Here is a 15,381-nt window from a genome sequence, read left to right on the forward strand (position 1 = left end):
CGCGCGGGCCGCATGCCCGGCGGCCATATGCGTGCGCGTCAATTCATCCGCACGGTCACGAAACGCAATTCGCCGTTCTTGGAGGCCAGCATCAACAGCGCGTTTTTGCGGCCCTGTTCCTTGAGCGCGGCGATCCGGTCCATCACCTGCTGCGGTGTCGAAACGGATTCCTGAGCGATTTCGGTGATGACGTCTCCGGCCGCGATACCCTTTTCCATCGCCGCCGAATCCGGCGCGACCTCGGTCACGACCACACCGGACACATCCTCGGAAATCTCGAAACGCTGCCGCGCCGGGTCGTCGAGCTCGGCGATGGTCATGCCGAGCACCGTCGCGGTTGCGACCGTGCCGTCGTCGCCCTCGCCGCCCGTCTCGGCCGAGGCGAGCTGCTCGCCGTCCTCCAGCCGGCCGAGCGTGACCTCGACCGTGCTTTCCTTGCCCTTGCGCACGATCACCACGTCGACCGCCTTGCCGACAGGGCTTTCGGCGACGATGCGCGGCAGGTCGCGCATGTCGATAATGTCCTGGCCGTCGAACTTCACGATCACGTCGCCGGGCTGGATGGAGCCGTTGTCGACCGGGCCGTCCTTGACGATGCCGGCCACCAGCGCGCCCTTGGCCGTCGCCATGCCGAGGCTTTCGGCGATGTCGTCGGTCACCGGCTGGATGCGCACGCCGAGCCAGCCGCGCCGCGTCTCGCCGAACTCGCGCAACTGGTCGATCACGTTGACGGCGAGCTTGGCCGGGATCGAGAAACCGATGCCGATCGAGCCGCCCGACGGCGAGATGATGGCGGTGTTGATGCCGATCACCTCCCCGGCCATGTTGAACAGCGGTCCGCCCGAATTGCCGCGATTGATCGCCGCGTCCGTCTGGATGTAGTCGTCATAGGGACCGGAATTGATGTCGCGGTTGTTGGCCGACACGATGCCGATCGACACCGAGCCGCCGAGCCCGAACGGATTGCCGATCGCCAGCACCCAGTCGCCGACGCGCATCTTGTCCGAATCGCCGAACGGGACCGCGGTCAGTTTCTTTTTCGTCGGATCGACCTTCAGGATCGCCAGATCGGTCTTGGTGTCGCGCCCGATCAGTTCGGCCTTCAGCTTGCTGCCGTCGGAGAAATTGGCCTCGATCTCGTCGGCATCGGCGATCACGTGATTGTTGGTGACGATGATGCCCTCTTCGGCATCGATCACGAAGCCGGACCCGAGCGACTGCACCTTGCGCGGCCGGTTGTCCTGGCCTTCCCGGTTGCGGAAGAACTCGTCGAAGAAATCCTGGAACGGCGACCCTTCCGGCAATTTGGGCATCGGCACCGCGTCGCGTCCGCCGCGCGTCGTTTGCGAGGTCGAGATGTTGACCACCGCCCCGATCAGCCCGTCGGCGAGGTCGGCGACCGAGGCCGGCCCGGCGTTCTGGGCTGAGGCCTGGGGCACGGACATGGTGACGCCGGCGACGGAAACAGCGGCCGCGGCCGCAATCAGGCTCGTGCGCAGCGACGGCCAAACTCGCGTCAAGGACATGCGATCGTTCTCCCGGTAGCGGCGCATGACCGTCGGCGCGGCCCTCGCCCGATTGACTGAGACTTCCCAAAAAATACGGCGCGTTTGCGACCTCGCGCGCGCCGTATCGATAACGCCTGCGTTACCCGCGCACCATCCACACGATCGCGACCCCGGCCGCGACCGCCGCCAGCCCGCCATAACGCAGAACATGTTCCGGCGTCTCGCGCATTTCGGCTGCCAGCCGCCGGGCGAAACCGGGGAAGCCGCCATAGATCACGCCCTCGATCACGAGGACGAGACCGATGGCGGCAACGAAGTCGCCCATTCTATTGGCCGGGCGGCGTCGCGCCGGTGGTCGTGCGGTCGGCGCGCGGAGCGGCCGGAGCGTTTTCGGCCGGCGCCGGCGCGCGGCCGGCGGCCGAACCGAAATAGCGGAAGAACTCCGAGTTCGGCGACAGCACCATCGAGGTGCCCTCGCTGTCCAGCGCCTGCGTATAGGCGGCCATCGAACGATAGAACTCGAAGAATTCCGGATCGCGCTCGAAGGCGTCGGCGAAGATCGCGTTGCGCTCCGCCTCGCCCTCACCGCGCAGGATCTCCGATTCCCGGCGTGCCTCGGCGACGATTTCCACCACCTCGCGATCGGCGCGGGCGCGGATGCGCTGGGCCGCCTCGCGACCGCGCGCACGCAGGCGCTCGGCTTCGGCCAGGCGCTCGGCCTTCATGCGGTCATAGGTCTGTTGCGAAACCTCCTGGGTCAGGTCGGTCCGGCGAATGCGCACGTCCTCGATCTCCAGGCCGAGCGAATTTGCGTCCGGGCGCAACTGGTCGCGCACCTCGCGCATCATCGAAGAGCGCTCTTCCGAAAGCGCGGCCTCGAAGCCGCGCAAGCCGTAGACCCGGCGCAGCGCTGCGTCGAGACGCGTGCGCAGGCGCTGCTCGGCCAGCGTCACGCTGCCCGACACGGTCTGGCGGAAGGTGCGCGGATCGGAAATCCGGTAGGCGACGAACGCGTCGACCTCGTAGAACTTGCCGCCCGAGACCTGGACGCGAATGTCGTCGAGATCGAAGCGCAGCACGCGGTCCTCGATCAGCTGCACATTGTCGGCCTCCAGAAACCCGAAGGGCAGTTTGAAATAGAGGCCCGGTTCGGTCTTCACCTCGACGATCTCGCCGAAGCGCAGCACGATCGCCTGCTGGCGTTCGTTGACGATGAAAAACGACGAAAATCCGAGAATGACGAGGATCGCGACCACAAACGCGATAATGGGAAGACGGTTCGACATTACTGGTCTCCTCTCGCGCGCTTCTGCAGTTCGGGCAGCGGCAGATACGGCACCACGCCCTGGCCATTGTCCTGTTCGACGATCACCTTGTTGGATCCTTTCAGGATTTGTTCCATCGTTTCCAGAAACAGACGCTTGCGGGTGACGTCCGGCGCCTTGGCGTATTCGTCGTAGACGGAGATGAAGCGCTGGGCCTCACCGCGCGCCTCCTGCACGACACGGTTCTTGTAGGCGGCCGCCTCTTCCCGGATCTGGGCGGCTTCACCGCGGGCCTGGCCGAGTTGCTGGTTGGAATATTGATTCGATTCCTCGACGAAGCGGTCTTCGTCCTGCTCGGCGCGCTGCACCTCGTCGAACGCGTCGGCCACCTCGCGCGGCGGCGCGGCGTCCTCGATCGAGATCGCGTTCACCGCCAGGCCGGAGCCGTATTCCTCGAGCGTCGTCTGGATGATGCTGCGCACATTGTCGGATATGCCCTGGCGATCGTCGCGGAACACGTCCTGGGCCGGCCGCCGGCCGACGACCTCGCGCACCGCGCTCTCGCCGATCTGGCGGATCATGTCGTCCGGGTTCTGCACGTTGAACAGATAGGCGCGCGGATCGGCGACCTGATAGGCGACGGAAAAGCTGACATCGACGATGTTCTGGTCGCCCGACAGCATCAGACCGGAGGAGGTCGATCCCCTCGCATCGCCGATATTGAGCAGTTTTTCGGCCGTGTTGGCCTTTTCGACGGTCTCGATCGGCCACCAATGGAAATGCAGGCCGGGCTCGGAAATATCGTCCTTCGGCTTGCCGAAGCGCAGTTCCACGCCAAGTTCGTCGGGCTGGACGGTGTAGATCGCCTTGAAGGCCCACAGTCCGAGCAGGCCGACCACGATCAGCCCGACAATGGCGGGGCTGAAGCCGCCGCCGCCCGGCAGAGCCTGCTTCAGCCGGTCCTGGCCGCGTCGGATAATATCCTCAAGGTCGGGGGGGGAGTTGGACGGTCCACCCGGACCGCGCGGTCCCTGGCCCCAGGGGCCACCGCCATTGCCGCCCCCCCAAGGGCCGCCGCCTCCGCTCTGATTACTCCAGGGCATGAAATTCCTTTCATTGTGCGTTCCGCTTCGCGACGGCCTGAATGCCGGGCGGAATCCATGTGTCGAGAGTTATAGGGATGCGCTACCGCCCTTTCAACGCGGGCATGGACCTTGCGGTGTCATTTGCCGCACATGGTCGCGCTTTCTTACATCATAGGGTAAAAAACCGGGCACGGCCATGCAAGCGCTCAGCGCCTTTCGTAAACGGCGTAACGGGTGGCGTGGCTGTCCTTTTCTCCCGGCGGGACCTCGGCCTCCTCCACCACCGCCCACACAGACGGGTCGATCGGCGGAAAACGCGTGTCGCCGTCGATATCGGCCAACACATGGGTCACATGCAGCCGGTCGGCCAGGCCGATCGCCTGGGCATAGAGCTCGCCGCCGCCGATCACGCAGATCTCATCGCCGTCCTCGCGCGCCGCCATCGCCAGCGCCTCTTCGAGCGTCGCCGTCACCGTGACGCCGTCGGCGCGCCAGTCGCGATTGCGCGTCACCACGATGTTGGCCCGGCCGGGCAAGGGTCTGCCGATACTGTCGAAGGTCTTGCGTCCCATGATGACGGGTTTGCCCAGCGTGACCGCCTTGAACCGCTTGAGATCCGTCGACAGGCGCCACGGCATGCCGCCGTCGCGTCCGATGACGCCGTTTTCGGCGACGGCCACCACGATCGCGATACTGCTCATGGCGAGCCCCTCACACCCGCCTCATACCGCGATCGGCGCCTTGATCGAGTCGTCGGCCTCGTAGCCTTCGAGGCTGAAATCGGCGTAGCGGAAGGCGAACAGGTCGGCGACATCGGGATTGATGCGCATCGTGGGCAGCGGCTTCGGCGTGCGGGTCAGCTGCAGCCGCGCCTGCATGAAATGGTTTTGGTAGAGATGCGCGTCGCCGAGCGTATGAACGAATTCGCCCGGCCGCAGTCCCGTCACCTGCGCCACCATCATCGTCAACAGCGCGTAGGAGGCGATGTTGAACGGCACGCCGAGGAAGATGTCGGCCGAGCGCTGGTAGAGCTGGCACGACAGCCGGCCCTCGGCGACGTAGAACTGGAACAGGCAGTGGCACGGTGGCAGCGCCATTTCGCCGATCTCGGCCGGGTTCCAGGCCGACACGATCAGGCGCCGCGACTCGGGATTGTCGCGGATCTGGTCGACGAGTTGCGCGATCTGGTCGATCGAGCCACCGTCCGGCGTCGGCCAGGAGCGCCATTGCGAGCCATAGACGGGGCCGAGATCGCCGTTCTCGTCGGCCCATTCGTCCCAGATCGTCACGCCGTGCTGGTTGAGGTAGCCGATATTGGTGTCGCCGGACAAAAACCACAGCAATTCGTGGATGATCGACTTCAAATGCAGCTTCTTGGTGGTCAGCACCGGAAAGCCGTCATCGAGGTCGAACCGCATCTGGTGGCCGAACACCGAGCGGGTGCCGGTCCCCGTGCGGTCGCCGCGATCGGTGCCCGTGTCGAGCACGTGGGACAAAAGGTCGAGATATTGGCGCATGATGTTCCGGGACAGCGATTCTCTTCGCGCCTCACACTAGCCTATCGCGCCCGGCCGCGCACGCCATCGTCCGGCCTGTCCCCAACCGGTAAAACGCAGCCAATGCCGGCGCCGGCATCTCAGTCCAGCACGGCCGGCCAATTGGCGTCGGCTTTGGCGACATTGCCGGCGATGTCCTGCGACCATTGTGCGCGCACGGACTGCGAATAGTTGAGATAGAGCCTGCCGTCGACGACCGTCCAGGCCTCTGGATCGCCCTTGGCGGTATAGCCCTGGCTCACCGCCCAGGCGCAATAACCGCCATAGTGCGGCAGATATTTTTGCGGATCGGCGCGGAAAGCGTCGCGGTTGCGTGCGCTGGCGAAGCGGTAGCGCACGCCCTCGTGGCTGGCTTCGATCGCCGGATCGCCCGGGATCGCGGCGTTTTCACTCTGGTAGGCCACGACATCGTAGCCGCCGGCGCCCACTCCCGCCACCAGGCCGGTAAACACCTTGTCGGCGGCAACCGCCGCGCCGGCGGTGCCAAGCGCGGTCGCCGCGCCGGCAATCAGGCCCAAGACCCCACGTCGCTGCATCGCACATCCTCCCTGTCTGCCGACACCGCTTGTAGCGCGGCCGGGCTTGCCGCGCGCTACACGACCTCACACGAATGCTTGATCCCGGCGCAATACCGGCGAACGTGGCGGACCGCCTCAGGTCCGCCTGGACCGGGACAGCGCGGCCTCGACCAGGATAAAGGCCGTCGCGCCGGCTTCCTCCATATAGTCCGGATCGCGATGCAACAGCACGACGGCGAAGGAGCCGTCGAGCAGCAGCACGATCCGCCGCGCCAGACGGTCCGGCTCCGCCAGCCCCGCGCCCGCAAAAATTTCCGCAAGCCAGGCCTCGAACTTCTTCTTATGCGCCGCGCCGATGCGCATCGCCGGGTGGCCGGGCATTGCCGCCAATTCGGCCGCCGTGCGCAGGAAGCCGCAGCCCTTCCATCCCGGCTTGCGGGCCGATCGGGCGAGCGCGCAGAAAATGCCGCGCACCTTGTCGGCAAGCGAACCGTCGGTTTCGGCGAACCAGCGCCGGAAAGTGGCAAGATTGGGCTGGTCGCGCCCTTCCAGATAGGCGGCGATCAACTCGTCCTTGCTGGCGAAATGATAATAAAGCGTGCGCTTGGTGACCCCGGCCTTGGCGGCGACCGCATCGACGCTGACCGCGCGGATGCCCTCGCCGTAAAACAGCGTCGTGGCCGCCTGCACGATACGTTCGCGGGTGGATAATGCCGTCGTCGCCATGGCCCTATGTATACCGACTAGTGAATATACACAACAACGGCGTCGCGCTACCTTCCCGTCGTCCCCCCACGCACGCAGGAAAAGCACCATGCCAGAACCGGTTCTCATCGACGTCGCCGACGGCATCGCCGTCCTCACCCTCAACCGTCCCGACAAGCTCAATGCGCTGTCCCGCGCGATGATCGACCGCGTGCTGGACCTGCTCGACGGGATCGAGAGCGACAGCCGCTGCCGCGCAGTGATCCTGACCGGTGCAGGCCAGCGCGCCTTTTCCGCCGGCGCCGACATCGCCGAATTTCGCGAAAGCGTGCGCGCGGGCATCGACTGCGCCGTGCGCGACTTCGTGCGCCGCGGCCAGCGCATGACGGCGCGGATCGAGGCCTATCGCAAGCCGGTGATCGCGGCGGTCAACGGCTTCGCCTTCGGCGGCGGTTGCGAGATCGTCGAAGCCGCCCACCTGACGGTCGCCAGCGACGACGCCCTGTTCGCCAAGCCGGAAATCCGGCTCGGCATGCCGCCGACATTCGGCGGCACGCAGCGCCTCGCCCGGCTGGCGGGCCGCAAGCGCGCGCTGGAATTGCTGCTGACCGGCGAAACCTTCTCGCCGCGATATGCGCTCGAACTCGGGCTGGTCAACCGCGTCGTGCCGCACGACGAGCTGATGGCGACAGCGCGCGACCTGGCCGGTCGCATCACGGTCCACACCGCCTCGGCCGCCGCGGCGGTCCTGGCGGCGACCACGCGCGGCCTCAACATGAGCATCGCCGAGGGCCTGCAGACCGAATGCGACCTGTTCGCCGGCCTGGTGCCCACGCACGATCTCTCCGACCGGCTCGACCGGTGGCTGGCGCGCAAGGCGAAGCCGGTTCCGGCCGCATAGCGCGACAAACCGCGTGCCGGCGGTCTTTTCATTTGCCGTCGGCATGCCTATATTCGTCCCGTCAGCTTGACTGACTATGGCGATAAACTGCCGATGTAATAAGCCGTTCGGACCCGGGGGCGGTACCCGGCGCCTCCACCACAAACCGCTTTGCCTGGCGGTTTTTGATGGGGGCGAAATAGGATCGACGAAGGTGTAAAGATCGGACTTTTGCCCGGCATTGTACCACCGTTATCGGGCTAAACTTGTAGTTGCAAACGACAACTATGCGGAAGCACGTCTCGCTGCGTAATGCGGCTCGACAGCTTCAATTCAAGTCCTAGCGGTTCGCACCTCTAGGCGGGGTTCGGAGGCACCTGGCAACAGAAGCCTCCACTTCTCCCCATCTGCCTCCCCGTCCATTCCCGTCCGCTGTCGCGCGTGTCGGCGCCGCTTGGCGCGCCCCGCGGCCGCTTTCCCGCGCGCACGCCGTCGCCGCCAAAATCATCCAGCCAGGGAGCATGCCATGTCCTCACCACAGAGCGAGCGCCTGTTCGTCTTCACCGGCGGGCCGGGCTCCGGCAAAACCACTTTGCTCGACGCACTGGCCGCGACCGGCTTCGCCGTCATGGACGAGGCCGGGCGCGGCGTCATCCGCCAGCAACAGGCGATCGGCTCCGACGCCCTGCCCTGGGCTGATCGGGCACGCTTCGCCGACTGGATGCTGTGTTGGGAATTGCGGTCGCACGCGCTCGCCATGCAGCGCAGCGGGACCGTCCTGTTCGACCGTGCCATCCCCGACATTGTCGGCTATCTCGCCCTGTCGCGGCTTGCCGTGCCGCCGGCGTTGACACGGGCCGCCACCGATTTCCGTTACAACGCGACCGTCTTCATCGCGCCGCACTGGCCCGAGATCTACGTCAACGACGCCGAACGCCGCCAATCGCCCGAGGAAGCGCGGCGCACCCACGCCGCGATGGCAAACACCTATTCCGCCTTCGGCTACCGGCTTGTCGAATTGCCCAAAACCGGTCTTGCCGAACGGGTGCGCTTTGTGGTCGACACGCTGCGGACGGCATGAGACATCGCCGGCCGCGATGCTGACCGGCGCCGCATGCGGGAATATCGCACTCGCCGGTTCCATCTTTGTGCAAACCGCACTAAATCTAACCGGACTCACTCGATGGACCCCGACTGCATGACGGACGACCAAATTCGCTACGACATCCTCGCCCAGGAAGCCTTGCGCGGCGTGATGCGCAAGGTTTTGAGCGAGGTTGCCAAGACGGGCCTGCCGGGCAACCATCACTTTTTCATCACCTTCCTCACCGGCGCGCCCGGCGTGCGGGTCTCCAGCCGGCTGCGCGAGCGCTATCCCGAGCAGATGACGATCGTGCTGCAATACCAGTTCTGGGACCTGAAGGTGACCGATAGCGGCTTCGAGATCGGCCTGTCGTTTTCCGATGTGCCCGAAAAGCTCGAAATCCCGTTCTCGGCCGTGCGCGGTTTCTACGACCCGTCCGTCAATTTCGAACTCGAGTTCGACGTGAAGGTGGAGGCCCCGGCCGAAGAAGCGCCGGAACCGGAGGCGGACGACAAAAAAGCCGCCGCGCCCGCCAAGGCGACCGCGGCGAAAAAATCCGGCGGCGAGCGCGCAAAGAAGAAAAAGGACGATCTCAAGGCCGAGGAGCCCGCCGAGGCGGAGGCCGAAACCAAGGGCGCCCAGGTCGTCTCGCTCGATGCGTTCCGAAAGAAATAACCCAAAAGCGTGTCCGCTCGGGAGCGCCGATGGCTGAGATCGTCAATCTGCGCCTGGCGCGCAAGCGTGCCGAACGGGCCGCGCGCGAAAAGCGGGCGAGCGAAAATCGCGCACGCCACGGCCGCACCAAGACCGAAAAGCAGACCGAAGCCCGCACCGAACGAACCGCCCGCGCAGCGCTCGACGGCCATCGCCGCGACAAGCCGCAAGGCGACGACCGGCCGTGAGCGGCGTGCGCAAACGATCGGTCACGATCCGCGGCCACCGCACCAGCTATTCGATCGAACAGGCTTTTTACGACGAGTTGAAGAAAATCGCGGCCCGGCGTGATCGCGCCCTGGCCGCGCTCGTCGCCGAAATCGACGAACAGCGCCCGCGCGACACCAATCTGTCGTCGGCATTGCGACTTTACGTGCTTGACCATGTGCGCGCGCGCGACGCCGAACGCGCCCGCCGTCCCGAACCGTCATCGTAACAGCCGCGCGCCGCGCTCGGCCGGGACGCGCCTGCCGCAAACTCAGCGCCCCGGTGAATGGGACTTCAGAAATTCTTCGATGTCCATCGCGTCGAAATCGAGTTCCGAAGCGGAACCCGGCCTCGGTCTCGGCGGCCGCGCGGGCGGCGGCAGCGGCGTGCGGGTGATCGTGTCGGTCGATGCGGTCCCGGCCTCGTCGACCGGCTCGCGGGCCTGTTCGCGCGCGGCCTGTTCCGCACGAAGCCGCGCCTCCTCCTCCGCGCGCCGCCGGGCCTCGTCCTCGGCGCGGATGCGCGCGGCCTCTTCCTCGGCTTTCTGGCGCGCGGCCTCTTCCTTCGCCTTCAATCGCGCTTCCTCCTCGGCCTGGCGCCGCTCTTCCTCCTCGGCCTGGCGCGCGGCCTCTTCCTCTGCCTTCAACCGCGCGGCTTCCTCGGCCTGGCGCCGCGCTTCCTCGTCGGCCTGGCGCCGCGCTTCCTCGTCGGCCTGACGCGCGGCCTCTTCCTCCGCCTTCAACCGCGCGGCTTCCTCGGCCTGGCGTCGCGCCTCTTCTTCCGCCTGGCGGACGCGGCGCAATTCGGCAAGCTGCGTGTAATAGCGCACTTCGCGCCGCAGCCGCTGCTTTTCGAGCAGTTCGGCCTGCATCTTTTCCACCCGCGCCTGTTCGCGCTCGAGCGCGCGCTGGGTCAGGAATTGCGCCAGCGGCGCGGTATCGAAACGGCGCATCACATTGCCGATCGGCCCTTCGGCGACAAAGCCGACCACCGGCTCGGACCCGACCACCGCCTCGTCGCCGGCCTCGTAACGAAGCTGCCCGTCCATCGACACCGCGCCGGAATTGAGATCGGCGCGGGCCTGCGTCTCCAAACGCGCCGCACCGGCCTCCATGAACAGCGGCGGCGTACGGATCACGCCGCCGGCAATGGTGAAGGGGGCAACGATTTCGCCGATCCCGAGCGTCCCGTCGGCGACCAGCGCAGGCGCGAAACCGGCCGTCTGGTCTGCGGTGATGTCGCGGCCGATCTCGTCGGCGCGCGCCAGGATCGGCCCGAGCGCGTCCGCACTCAGGCCCGGCACGGCAAGCCCGACGAACCGCGCCGTGCCCGATCCCGTCAGCGCCGCGATCAGCCCGCCGACGGTGCGCCCGCTTGCCGTCGCCGACGCGCTCAGATCGGCGCTGCCGCCCAAACCCGGCGCGCGCAGCAGCGTCGCGCTGTCGGCGCCCGCGATCTTCAGTTGGGCCGAAAACAGGCCCGCCCCCTGATTGTTGTTGAGCTCCGCAAGCCCTTCCAGCGAACCGCCGACGAAGCCGGCCTCAAGATCGGCGAGCCGCAGCCCTTCCCGGTCCAGCGCCAGAGTGAAGCTGGCCTCCTCCGCGCTCAGCCAGGCACCGACGCCGAGCGTGCCGACCTCGAACGCCAGCCGCCCGGTAAACGGCACCGTCGCGGCCTGGACAAACGGCGCGTCGGGCCAGCCCTCGCCGTCATATTCGATCGCCCCTTCGCCGAGCACCAGCCCGGCCGCGAGCGCGAGATCGAACCCGCCGAGCGCGAGCCTGCCGGCGAGATCGGGCATCCCGTCCGCGAGCCGCGCCCGCAAATCTCCCGAAACCGTATTGCCGGCGAGATTGCCGGCGATCTCGGAAAGCGTGAGCACGCCCCCCTCCAGCGCGACATCGCTTTTGAGATCGGCGGGAAGCCCGAGCCCCATGCCGGGCAGGGTCAGGCCCGAGGTCATCAGCCACGGTTCCAGATCGTCGCCCGACAGGTCGAGCCCGCCCTTGGCCGACAGCGCCATGCCGTTTACCGTGGCGCTGCCGGAAAACCGCGCCTGGGCCTGCGGCGACAGGAGCGCGAACCGGACCGCGGCGCCTTCCGACAAGGTGCCGTCCACCGCCAGTTGCGCCGTGCCTTCGCCGGTCAGGCCGAGATCGAAGGCCGGCAGGCCGGCAAAGGCCAGCAGTTCGGCGGTATTCGTGGTTTCGGCCTCCAGCGACAGCGCCAGCGGCGCGCCGAAAAGGTCGCCGTCGAAAGCCTCCGACGACAGCGACAGGCTGACATCGCTGTCGCCGATATGGCCCTGCGCGCCCAGCGATGCCTGGCCCGGCCCCGCGCCGGCGCGCTCCAGGCTCGCCACCATGTCGATCTGCGCGTCGTCCATCAGCCCCTGATAGGCATCGGCCCGGCCGGCAAGCGCGGCCGCCAGGGCGTTTTGGGGAAAGCGCGCCGCCACCAGCCGCGCGAACGGGGCGAGATCGCCGGCGAGGATGGAGGCGTCGACGGAGCCGCTCGGCCGGCCGTCAATGTCGCGTAGCTTCGCCGTCGCGCTGATATTGGCGCCGGCCAGGCCGGTCACCGCCAGCCGGTCGATGTCGAGCTGGTCGCCGCGCAGCCTGAAGGCGGTATCGACCTCCTCGGCAGCCAGGCCCGACAGCCGCACCGGCCCCGCCTTCAGGCTGAAATCGATGTCGTGGCCGCCGAAATGGGTCACGCCGGCATCGCTGACGAACAGCGAGGCGAATGCCGCCATGCCGTCGACGTCCAGCGCCTCGCCTTCCAGCTTGGCGGTCATGGCCGGCCGCACGGCGTCGCGCCGCTGGCGGTCGAGCGAGCCGCGAAACCGCGCCGTGCCCAGGATCAATTCCAGATTGTTGAAAAGCTGGCGCTCGGCGCCCAGTTCGACATCGGCGGCGAAACCGGCGGCCGGCAGGCGCCGGATCGCCTCGTCGACGTCGCGCGCAAGCCAGGCCGCGAAGCCCGACGGCTGACCGACCGCCAACAAAAGCCGGCCGTCGAAGCGCATTGCCTCGCCGGCCGAAATCAGCCCGTTCGCCTCCAGCCGCGTGCGGCCGGGCAGCGTCGCGCGCAGCGTGTTGACCGTCCAGCCGTCCGCGCCCGGCTCGGCCGAGAACGACACGTCGCGAATGGTGGTATCGCCGGCCACGATCGCCGGCAGGTCGATGTCGACCGTGCCCGCGATGCCCGGCCGCGGCAGGTCGAGCACGGCCTCGTTGAGCGCGTCCAGGCGATCCTGCAGCGCCAGGCCGGTTATGTCGCCTGCTTCGCCCTCCCCGCGGTCGAGCCGCACCTGCGCGCCGGTCGCCTGGATCAGGAAACGCGGCGAGACGCCGAAATCGAGCAGCGCGGTGCCGTCGGCGGTATAGGGGTCGTCGAGCGTACCGGTCTCGAGCCGAAACTCCGAAACGTCGAGCCGGTTGTTGTCGAGCGTGAACGCGCCGGCGAAACGAAAGCCGGCCGGCGCTTCGGGCTGCTCGCCCGTCTCGCCGTCGGCGCTGCGGATGCCTGCATCCAGTTTGAAGCGGCCGTCATAGCTGGCCGCCCCGTCATGCAGCCGCGCCCGGCCGTCGGTTTCCAGCGCGAAGGCGCGGTCGCTCGGGCGCACCCGCGCGCGCAGCCGCAACGTGCCGTCGTCCTCGACGGTACCGGTCGACAGCGTGACCGCCGCCGCCTGCCCGTCGAGGCGCATCGATCCGTCGAGCCGCCACGGCCCGGCGAGCGTGCGCGCGGCGATCTCGGCATTGATCTCGCTGACAATATGCTCGCGGCCGCTGAGCGCATGACGCAGCCGCACCCTGCCTTCGGCCACCGTGATCTTTTCGAGCGATATTTGCGACGGATCGAAAAGGCTCGCCGGCCGCGCCGCCCAGTCTATGGTGCCGTCCTCGGCCACCGTGATGACCGCCGACGGCCGCTCGAGCCGCATGTCGAAGATCAGGATCTCGCCGCGCAGGAACGGCGACAATTCCGCGTCCATCGAGAAGCTGTCGACCGTCATCTGCGGCTCGCCGGGCGTCGCCCCGGCCACCCTGACATCGGTGAACCGCACCGAGGGGAACGGCAAGAGCCGCGCCGTGGCGGTGCCCTCCACCGTGACCGCGCGGCCGAGTATGCGGCTTGCCTCGCGTTCGAAATCGGCGCGATAGCTGGTCCAGTCGACAAAATAAGGCCCCACCAGCGCCGCGGTGAGCACCAGCACGATCAAGCCGCCGATGAATACGAACAGACGGGCCAGAAACCTGCTCCTGAGTCGTCGATAGCCGACACCTTACCCCGATCGGCGTGTCGATAAAGTGGCGGCGCCGATCCCGGCCAGCGCGAAAAACCCGTCAGTCGAGCGCGAAAATCTTGCCCGGATTGAGAATGTTCTGCGGATCGAGCGCCTTCTTGATGGCCCGCATCACGTCGACGCCGGTGCCCAGTTCCAGTTCCAGAAACTTCGCCTTGCCCTGGCCGATGCCGTGCTCGCCGGTGCAGGTGCCCTCCATCGCCAGCGCCCGTTCGTTGAGCCGGGCAACGAAGGCCTCCGCCTGCGCGATCTCGCGCGTGTCTTCGGGGTCCATCAGCACCAGCACGTGGAAATTGCCGTCGCCGACATGGCCGACGATCGGCGCGACCAGGCCCATCGCCTCGATGTCGCGTTCCGTTTCGGCGATGCATTCGGCCAGCCGCGAGATCGGCACGCACACATCCGTCGACAGGCCGCGCGCGCCGGGCCTGAGCGGCAGCGAGGCCCAATAGGCGTCGTGGCGCGCCTTCCACAATTTGGTGCGTTCCTCGGCGACCTGGGTCCAGATGAACGGTCCGCCGCCGTGCTCGGCCGCGATCTCGCCAAAAAGCTGCGCCTGTTCGGCCACGCCGCTCTCGGTGCCGTGGAACTCGAGGAACAGGCACGGGCTTTCGGGATAGTCGAGCTTCGAATAGGCGATCATCGCCTTCATCTGCAGCCGGTTGACCAGTTCGATGCGCGCGACCGGCACGCCCATCTGGATGGTGGCGATCACCGCCTCGCAGGCCGCCTCCACGCTCGGAAACGGGCACACCCCGCCCGACATCGCCTGGGGAATGCCCTGCAGCCTGAGCGTCAGCGAGGTGATGATGCCGAGCGTGCCTTCCGCGCCGATGAAAAGCCGCGTCAGATCGTAGCCGGCCGAGGATTTCTTGGCCCGCTTGGCGGTCGTCACCGTCTGCCCGTCGGCCGTCACCGCCGTCAGCGCCAGCACATTGTCGCGCATCGTGCCGTAGCGCACCGCGTTGGTGCCCGACGCGCGCGTCGAGGCCATGCCGCCGAGGCTGGCATTGGCGCCCGGATCGATCGGGAAAAACAGCCCCGTGTCGCGCAGATAGGTGTTGAGCGCCTCGCGCGTCACGCCCGGCTCGATCGTGCAGTCGAGATCCTCGGCATTGACCGACACGATCTTGTCCATGCCCATCAGGTCGAGCGAGATGCCGCCGCCCGGCGCGTTGACATGACCCTCCAGCGACGTGCCGGTGCCGAACGGGATCACCGGCACGCGATACGTCGCGCAAAGGCGCACCACCTCCTGCACCTCCGGCGTCGAGTGTACGAACACCACCCCGTCCGGCAATTGCGCGGGAATATAGGTGGTGGTGTGGGCATGCTGCTCGCGGATCGCCTGGCCGGTCTGAAACCGCTCGCCGAAGCGCTGCTTGAGGACGCCGAGCACGGCCTGGATGCCGTCTTCGTTGCGTTCGACGCGGACAAGATCGGCAAGCGCCATGTGTTCCTCCCGTGCATTGTGCCGCGCAGGCCTTGAGAAGGCGTCCCGGTTCTGATGAGTATCGGGACCGGGCCGGCGGGCGTCCGCGCCTTTA

15 protein-coding genes and 1 other RNA gene are annotated in these 15,381 nt (G+C 67.2%); 6 read left to right on the plus strand and 10 right to left on the minus strand.

The annotated features are described in order from the left end of the window. Positions 1–38: 38 nt before the first annotated feature. From EP380_RS13530 to EP380_RS13565, 8 genes are all read right to left on the minus strand, one after another. On the minus strand, positions 39–1,526 hold the full coding sequence (locus EP380_RS13530; RefSeq protein WP_106571598.1) for a DegQ family serine endoprotease: 1,488 nt from the start codon (positions 1,524–1,526) through the stop codon (positions 39–41). 121 nt (positions 1,527–1,647) lie between these two features. Further along, the gene (locus EP380_RS13535) at positions 1,648–1,833 is read right to left on the minus strand and encodes a DUF2065 domain-containing protein (RefSeq protein WP_106571597.1); all 186 of its coding nucleotides are present in this window, start codon (positions 1,831–1,833) and stop codon (positions 1,648–1,650) included. Between the two features lies 1 nt (position 1,834). Beyond that, positions 1,835–2,794 carry a protease modulator HflC gene (gene hflC / locus EP380_RS13540; RefSeq protein ID WP_106571596.1) on the minus strand — a complete coding sequence of 320 codons (960 nt, stop codon included), beginning with the start codon at positions 2,792–2,794 and terminating at the stop codon, positions 1,835–1,837. Continuing rightward, positions 2,794–3,876: an FtsH protease activity modulator HflK gene (gene hflK, locus EP380_RS13545; protein WP_127598976.1), complete on the minus strand. Its 1,083-nt coding sequence runs from the start codon at positions 3,874–3,876 to the stop codon at positions 2,794–2,796. Before hflK ends, hflC begins: the two co-directional genes overlap by 1 nt. Positions 3,877–4,064: 188 nt before the next feature. Continuing rightward, on the minus strand, positions 4,065–4,559 hold the full coding sequence (locus tag EP380_RS13550) for a dihydrofolate reductase (protein WP_127598977.1): 495 nt from the start codon (positions 4,557–4,559) through the stop codon (positions 4,065–4,067). A gap of 21 nt (positions 4,560–4,580) precedes the next feature. Then, positions 4,581–5,375, minus strand: a complete 795-nt coding sequence (locus tag EP380_RS13555) for a thymidylate synthase (protein ID WP_127598978.1) — start codon at positions 5,373–5,375, stop codon at positions 4,581–4,583. Between the two features lie 119 nt (positions 5,376–5,494). Next, a complete protein-coding gene (locus tag EP380_RS13560) occupies positions 5,495–5,950 on the minus strand; it encodes a YHS domain-containing (seleno)protein (RefSeq protein WP_127598979.1) in 456 nt (151 codons plus the stop codon). Between the two features lie 117 nt (positions 5,951–6,067). Then, the gene (locus tag EP380_RS13565; protein WP_127598980.1) at positions 6,068–6,658 is read right to left on the minus strand and encodes a TetR/AcrR family transcriptional regulator; all 591 of its coding nucleotides are present in this window, start codon (positions 6,656–6,658) and stop codon (positions 6,068–6,070) included. 88 nt (positions 6,659–6,746) lie between these two features. On the opposite strand from EP380_RS13565, the gene EP380_RS13570 reads away from it, so the two are divergent. From EP380_RS13570 to EP380_RS13595, 6 genes are all read left to right on the plus strand, one after another. Beyond that, positions 6,747–7,538, plus strand: a complete 792-nt coding sequence (locus EP380_RS13570) for a crotonase/enoyl-CoA hydratase family protein (RefSeq protein ID WP_106571590.1) — start codon at positions 6,747–6,749, stop codon at positions 7,536–7,538. A 21-nt stretch (positions 7,539–7,559) separates the two neighbouring features. Further along, positions 7,560–7,915: a transfer-messenger RNA gene (gene ssrA, locus EP380_RS13575) on the plus strand. Positions 7,916–8,043: 128 nt separating this feature from the next. Then, positions 8,044–8,598: an AAA family ATPase gene (locus EP380_RS13580; protein WP_127598981.1), complete on the plus strand. Its 555-nt coding sequence runs from the start codon at positions 8,044–8,046 to the stop codon at positions 8,596–8,598. A gap of 117 nt (positions 8,599–8,715) precedes the next feature. Next, positions 8,716–9,276, plus strand: coding sequence for an SspB family protein (locus tag EP380_RS13585; RefSeq protein ID WP_127598982.1), 561 nt, complete (start codon positions 8,716–8,718; stop codon positions 9,274–9,276). A gap of 29 nt (positions 9,277–9,305) precedes the next feature. Beyond that, positions 9,306–9,503 carry a DUF4169 family protein gene (locus tag EP380_RS13590; protein ID WP_106571588.1) on the plus strand — a complete coding sequence of 66 codons (198 nt, stop codon included), beginning with the start codon at positions 9,306–9,308 and terminating at the stop codon, positions 9,501–9,503. Beyond that, the gene (locus tag EP380_RS13595; protein WP_106571587.1) at positions 9,500–9,751 is read left to right on the plus strand and encodes a ribbon-helix-helix domain-containing protein; all 252 of its coding nucleotides are present in this window, start codon (positions 9,500–9,502) and stop codon (positions 9,749–9,751) included. The genes EP380_RS13590 and EP380_RS13595 overlap by 4 nt, the downstream gene beginning before the upstream one ends. Positions 9,752–9,793: 42 nt before the next feature. Here EP380_RS13595 and EP380_RS13600 read toward each other — a convergent pair whose 3' ends face one another. Further along, complete coding sequence (locus EP380_RS13600; RefSeq protein WP_275069006.1) at positions 9,794–13,780, minus strand: AsmA family protein; 3,987 nt, start codon at positions 13,778–13,780, stop codon at positions 9,794–9,796. 94 nt (positions 13,781–13,874) lie between these two features. Continuing rightward, entirely contained in the window at positions 13,875–15,287 is a 1,413-nt protein-coding gene (locus tag EP380_RS13605) for an FAD-binding oxidoreductase (RefSeq protein WP_127598984.1), read from the minus strand. Positions 15,288–15,381 lie beyond the last annotated feature (94 nt).

The organism is Nitratireductor alexandrii (genome assembly GCF_004000215.1).
Lineage (GTDB): Bacteria > Pseudomonadota > Alphaproteobacteria > Rhizobiales > Rhizobiaceae > Mangrovimarina > Mangrovimarina alexandrii.

What these genes read in the sequence shown, in the direction of transcription:
- EP380_RS13530 (WP_106571598.1), bottom strand. Translation starts at nt 1,526, where the DNA reads ATGTCCTTGACGCGAGTTTGGCCGTCGCTGCGCACGAGCCTGATTGCG.
- EP380_RS13535 (WP_106571597.1), bottom strand. Translation starts at nt 1,833, where the DNA reads ATGGGCGACTTCGTTGCCGCCATCGGTCTCGTCCTCGTGATCGAGGGC.
- hflC (WP_106571596.1), bottom strand. Translation starts at nt 2,794, where the DNA reads ATGTCGAACCGTCTTCCCATTATCGCGTTTGTGGTCGCGATCCTCGTC.
- hflK (WP_127598976.1), bottom strand. Translation starts at nt 3,876, where the DNA reads ATGCCCTGGAGTAATCAGAGCGGAGGCGGCGGCCCTTGGGGGGGCGGC.
- EP380_RS13550 (WP_127598977.1), bottom strand. Translation starts at nt 4,559, where the DNA reads ATGAGCAGTATCGCGATCGTGGTGGCCGTCGCCGAAAACGGCGTCATC.
- EP380_RS13555 (WP_127598978.1), bottom strand. Translation starts at nt 5,375, where the DNA reads ATGCGCCAATATCTCGACCTTTTGTCCCACGTGCTCGACACGGGCACC.
- EP380_RS13560 (WP_127598979.1), bottom strand. Translation starts at nt 5,950, where the DNA reads ATGCAGCGACGTGGGGTCTTGGGCCTGATTGCCGGCGCGGCGACCGCG.
- EP380_RS13565 (WP_127598980.1), bottom strand. Translation starts at nt 6,658, where the DNA reads ATGGCGACGACGGCATTATCCACCCGCGAACGTATCGTGCAGGCGGCC.
- EP380_RS13570 (WP_106571590.1), top strand. Translation starts at nt 6,747, where the DNA reads ATGCCAGAACCGGTTCTCATCGACGTCGCCGACGGCATCGCCGTCCTC.
- EP380_RS13580 (WP_127598981.1), top strand. Translation starts at nt 8,044, where the DNA reads ATGTCCTCACCACAGAGCGAGCGCCTGTTCGTCTTCACCGGCGGGCCG.
- EP380_RS13585 (WP_127598982.1), top strand. Translation starts at nt 8,716, where the DNA reads ATGACGGACGACCAAATTCGCTACGACATCCTCGCCCAGGAAGCCTTG.
- EP380_RS13590 (WP_106571588.1), top strand. Translation starts at nt 9,306, where the DNA reads ATGGCTGAGATCGTCAATCTGCGCCTGGCGCGCAAGCGTGCCGAACGG.
- EP380_RS13605 (WP_127598984.1), bottom strand. Translation starts at nt 15,287, where the DNA reads ATGGCGCTTGCCGATCTTGTCCGCGTCGAACGCAACGAAGACGGCATC.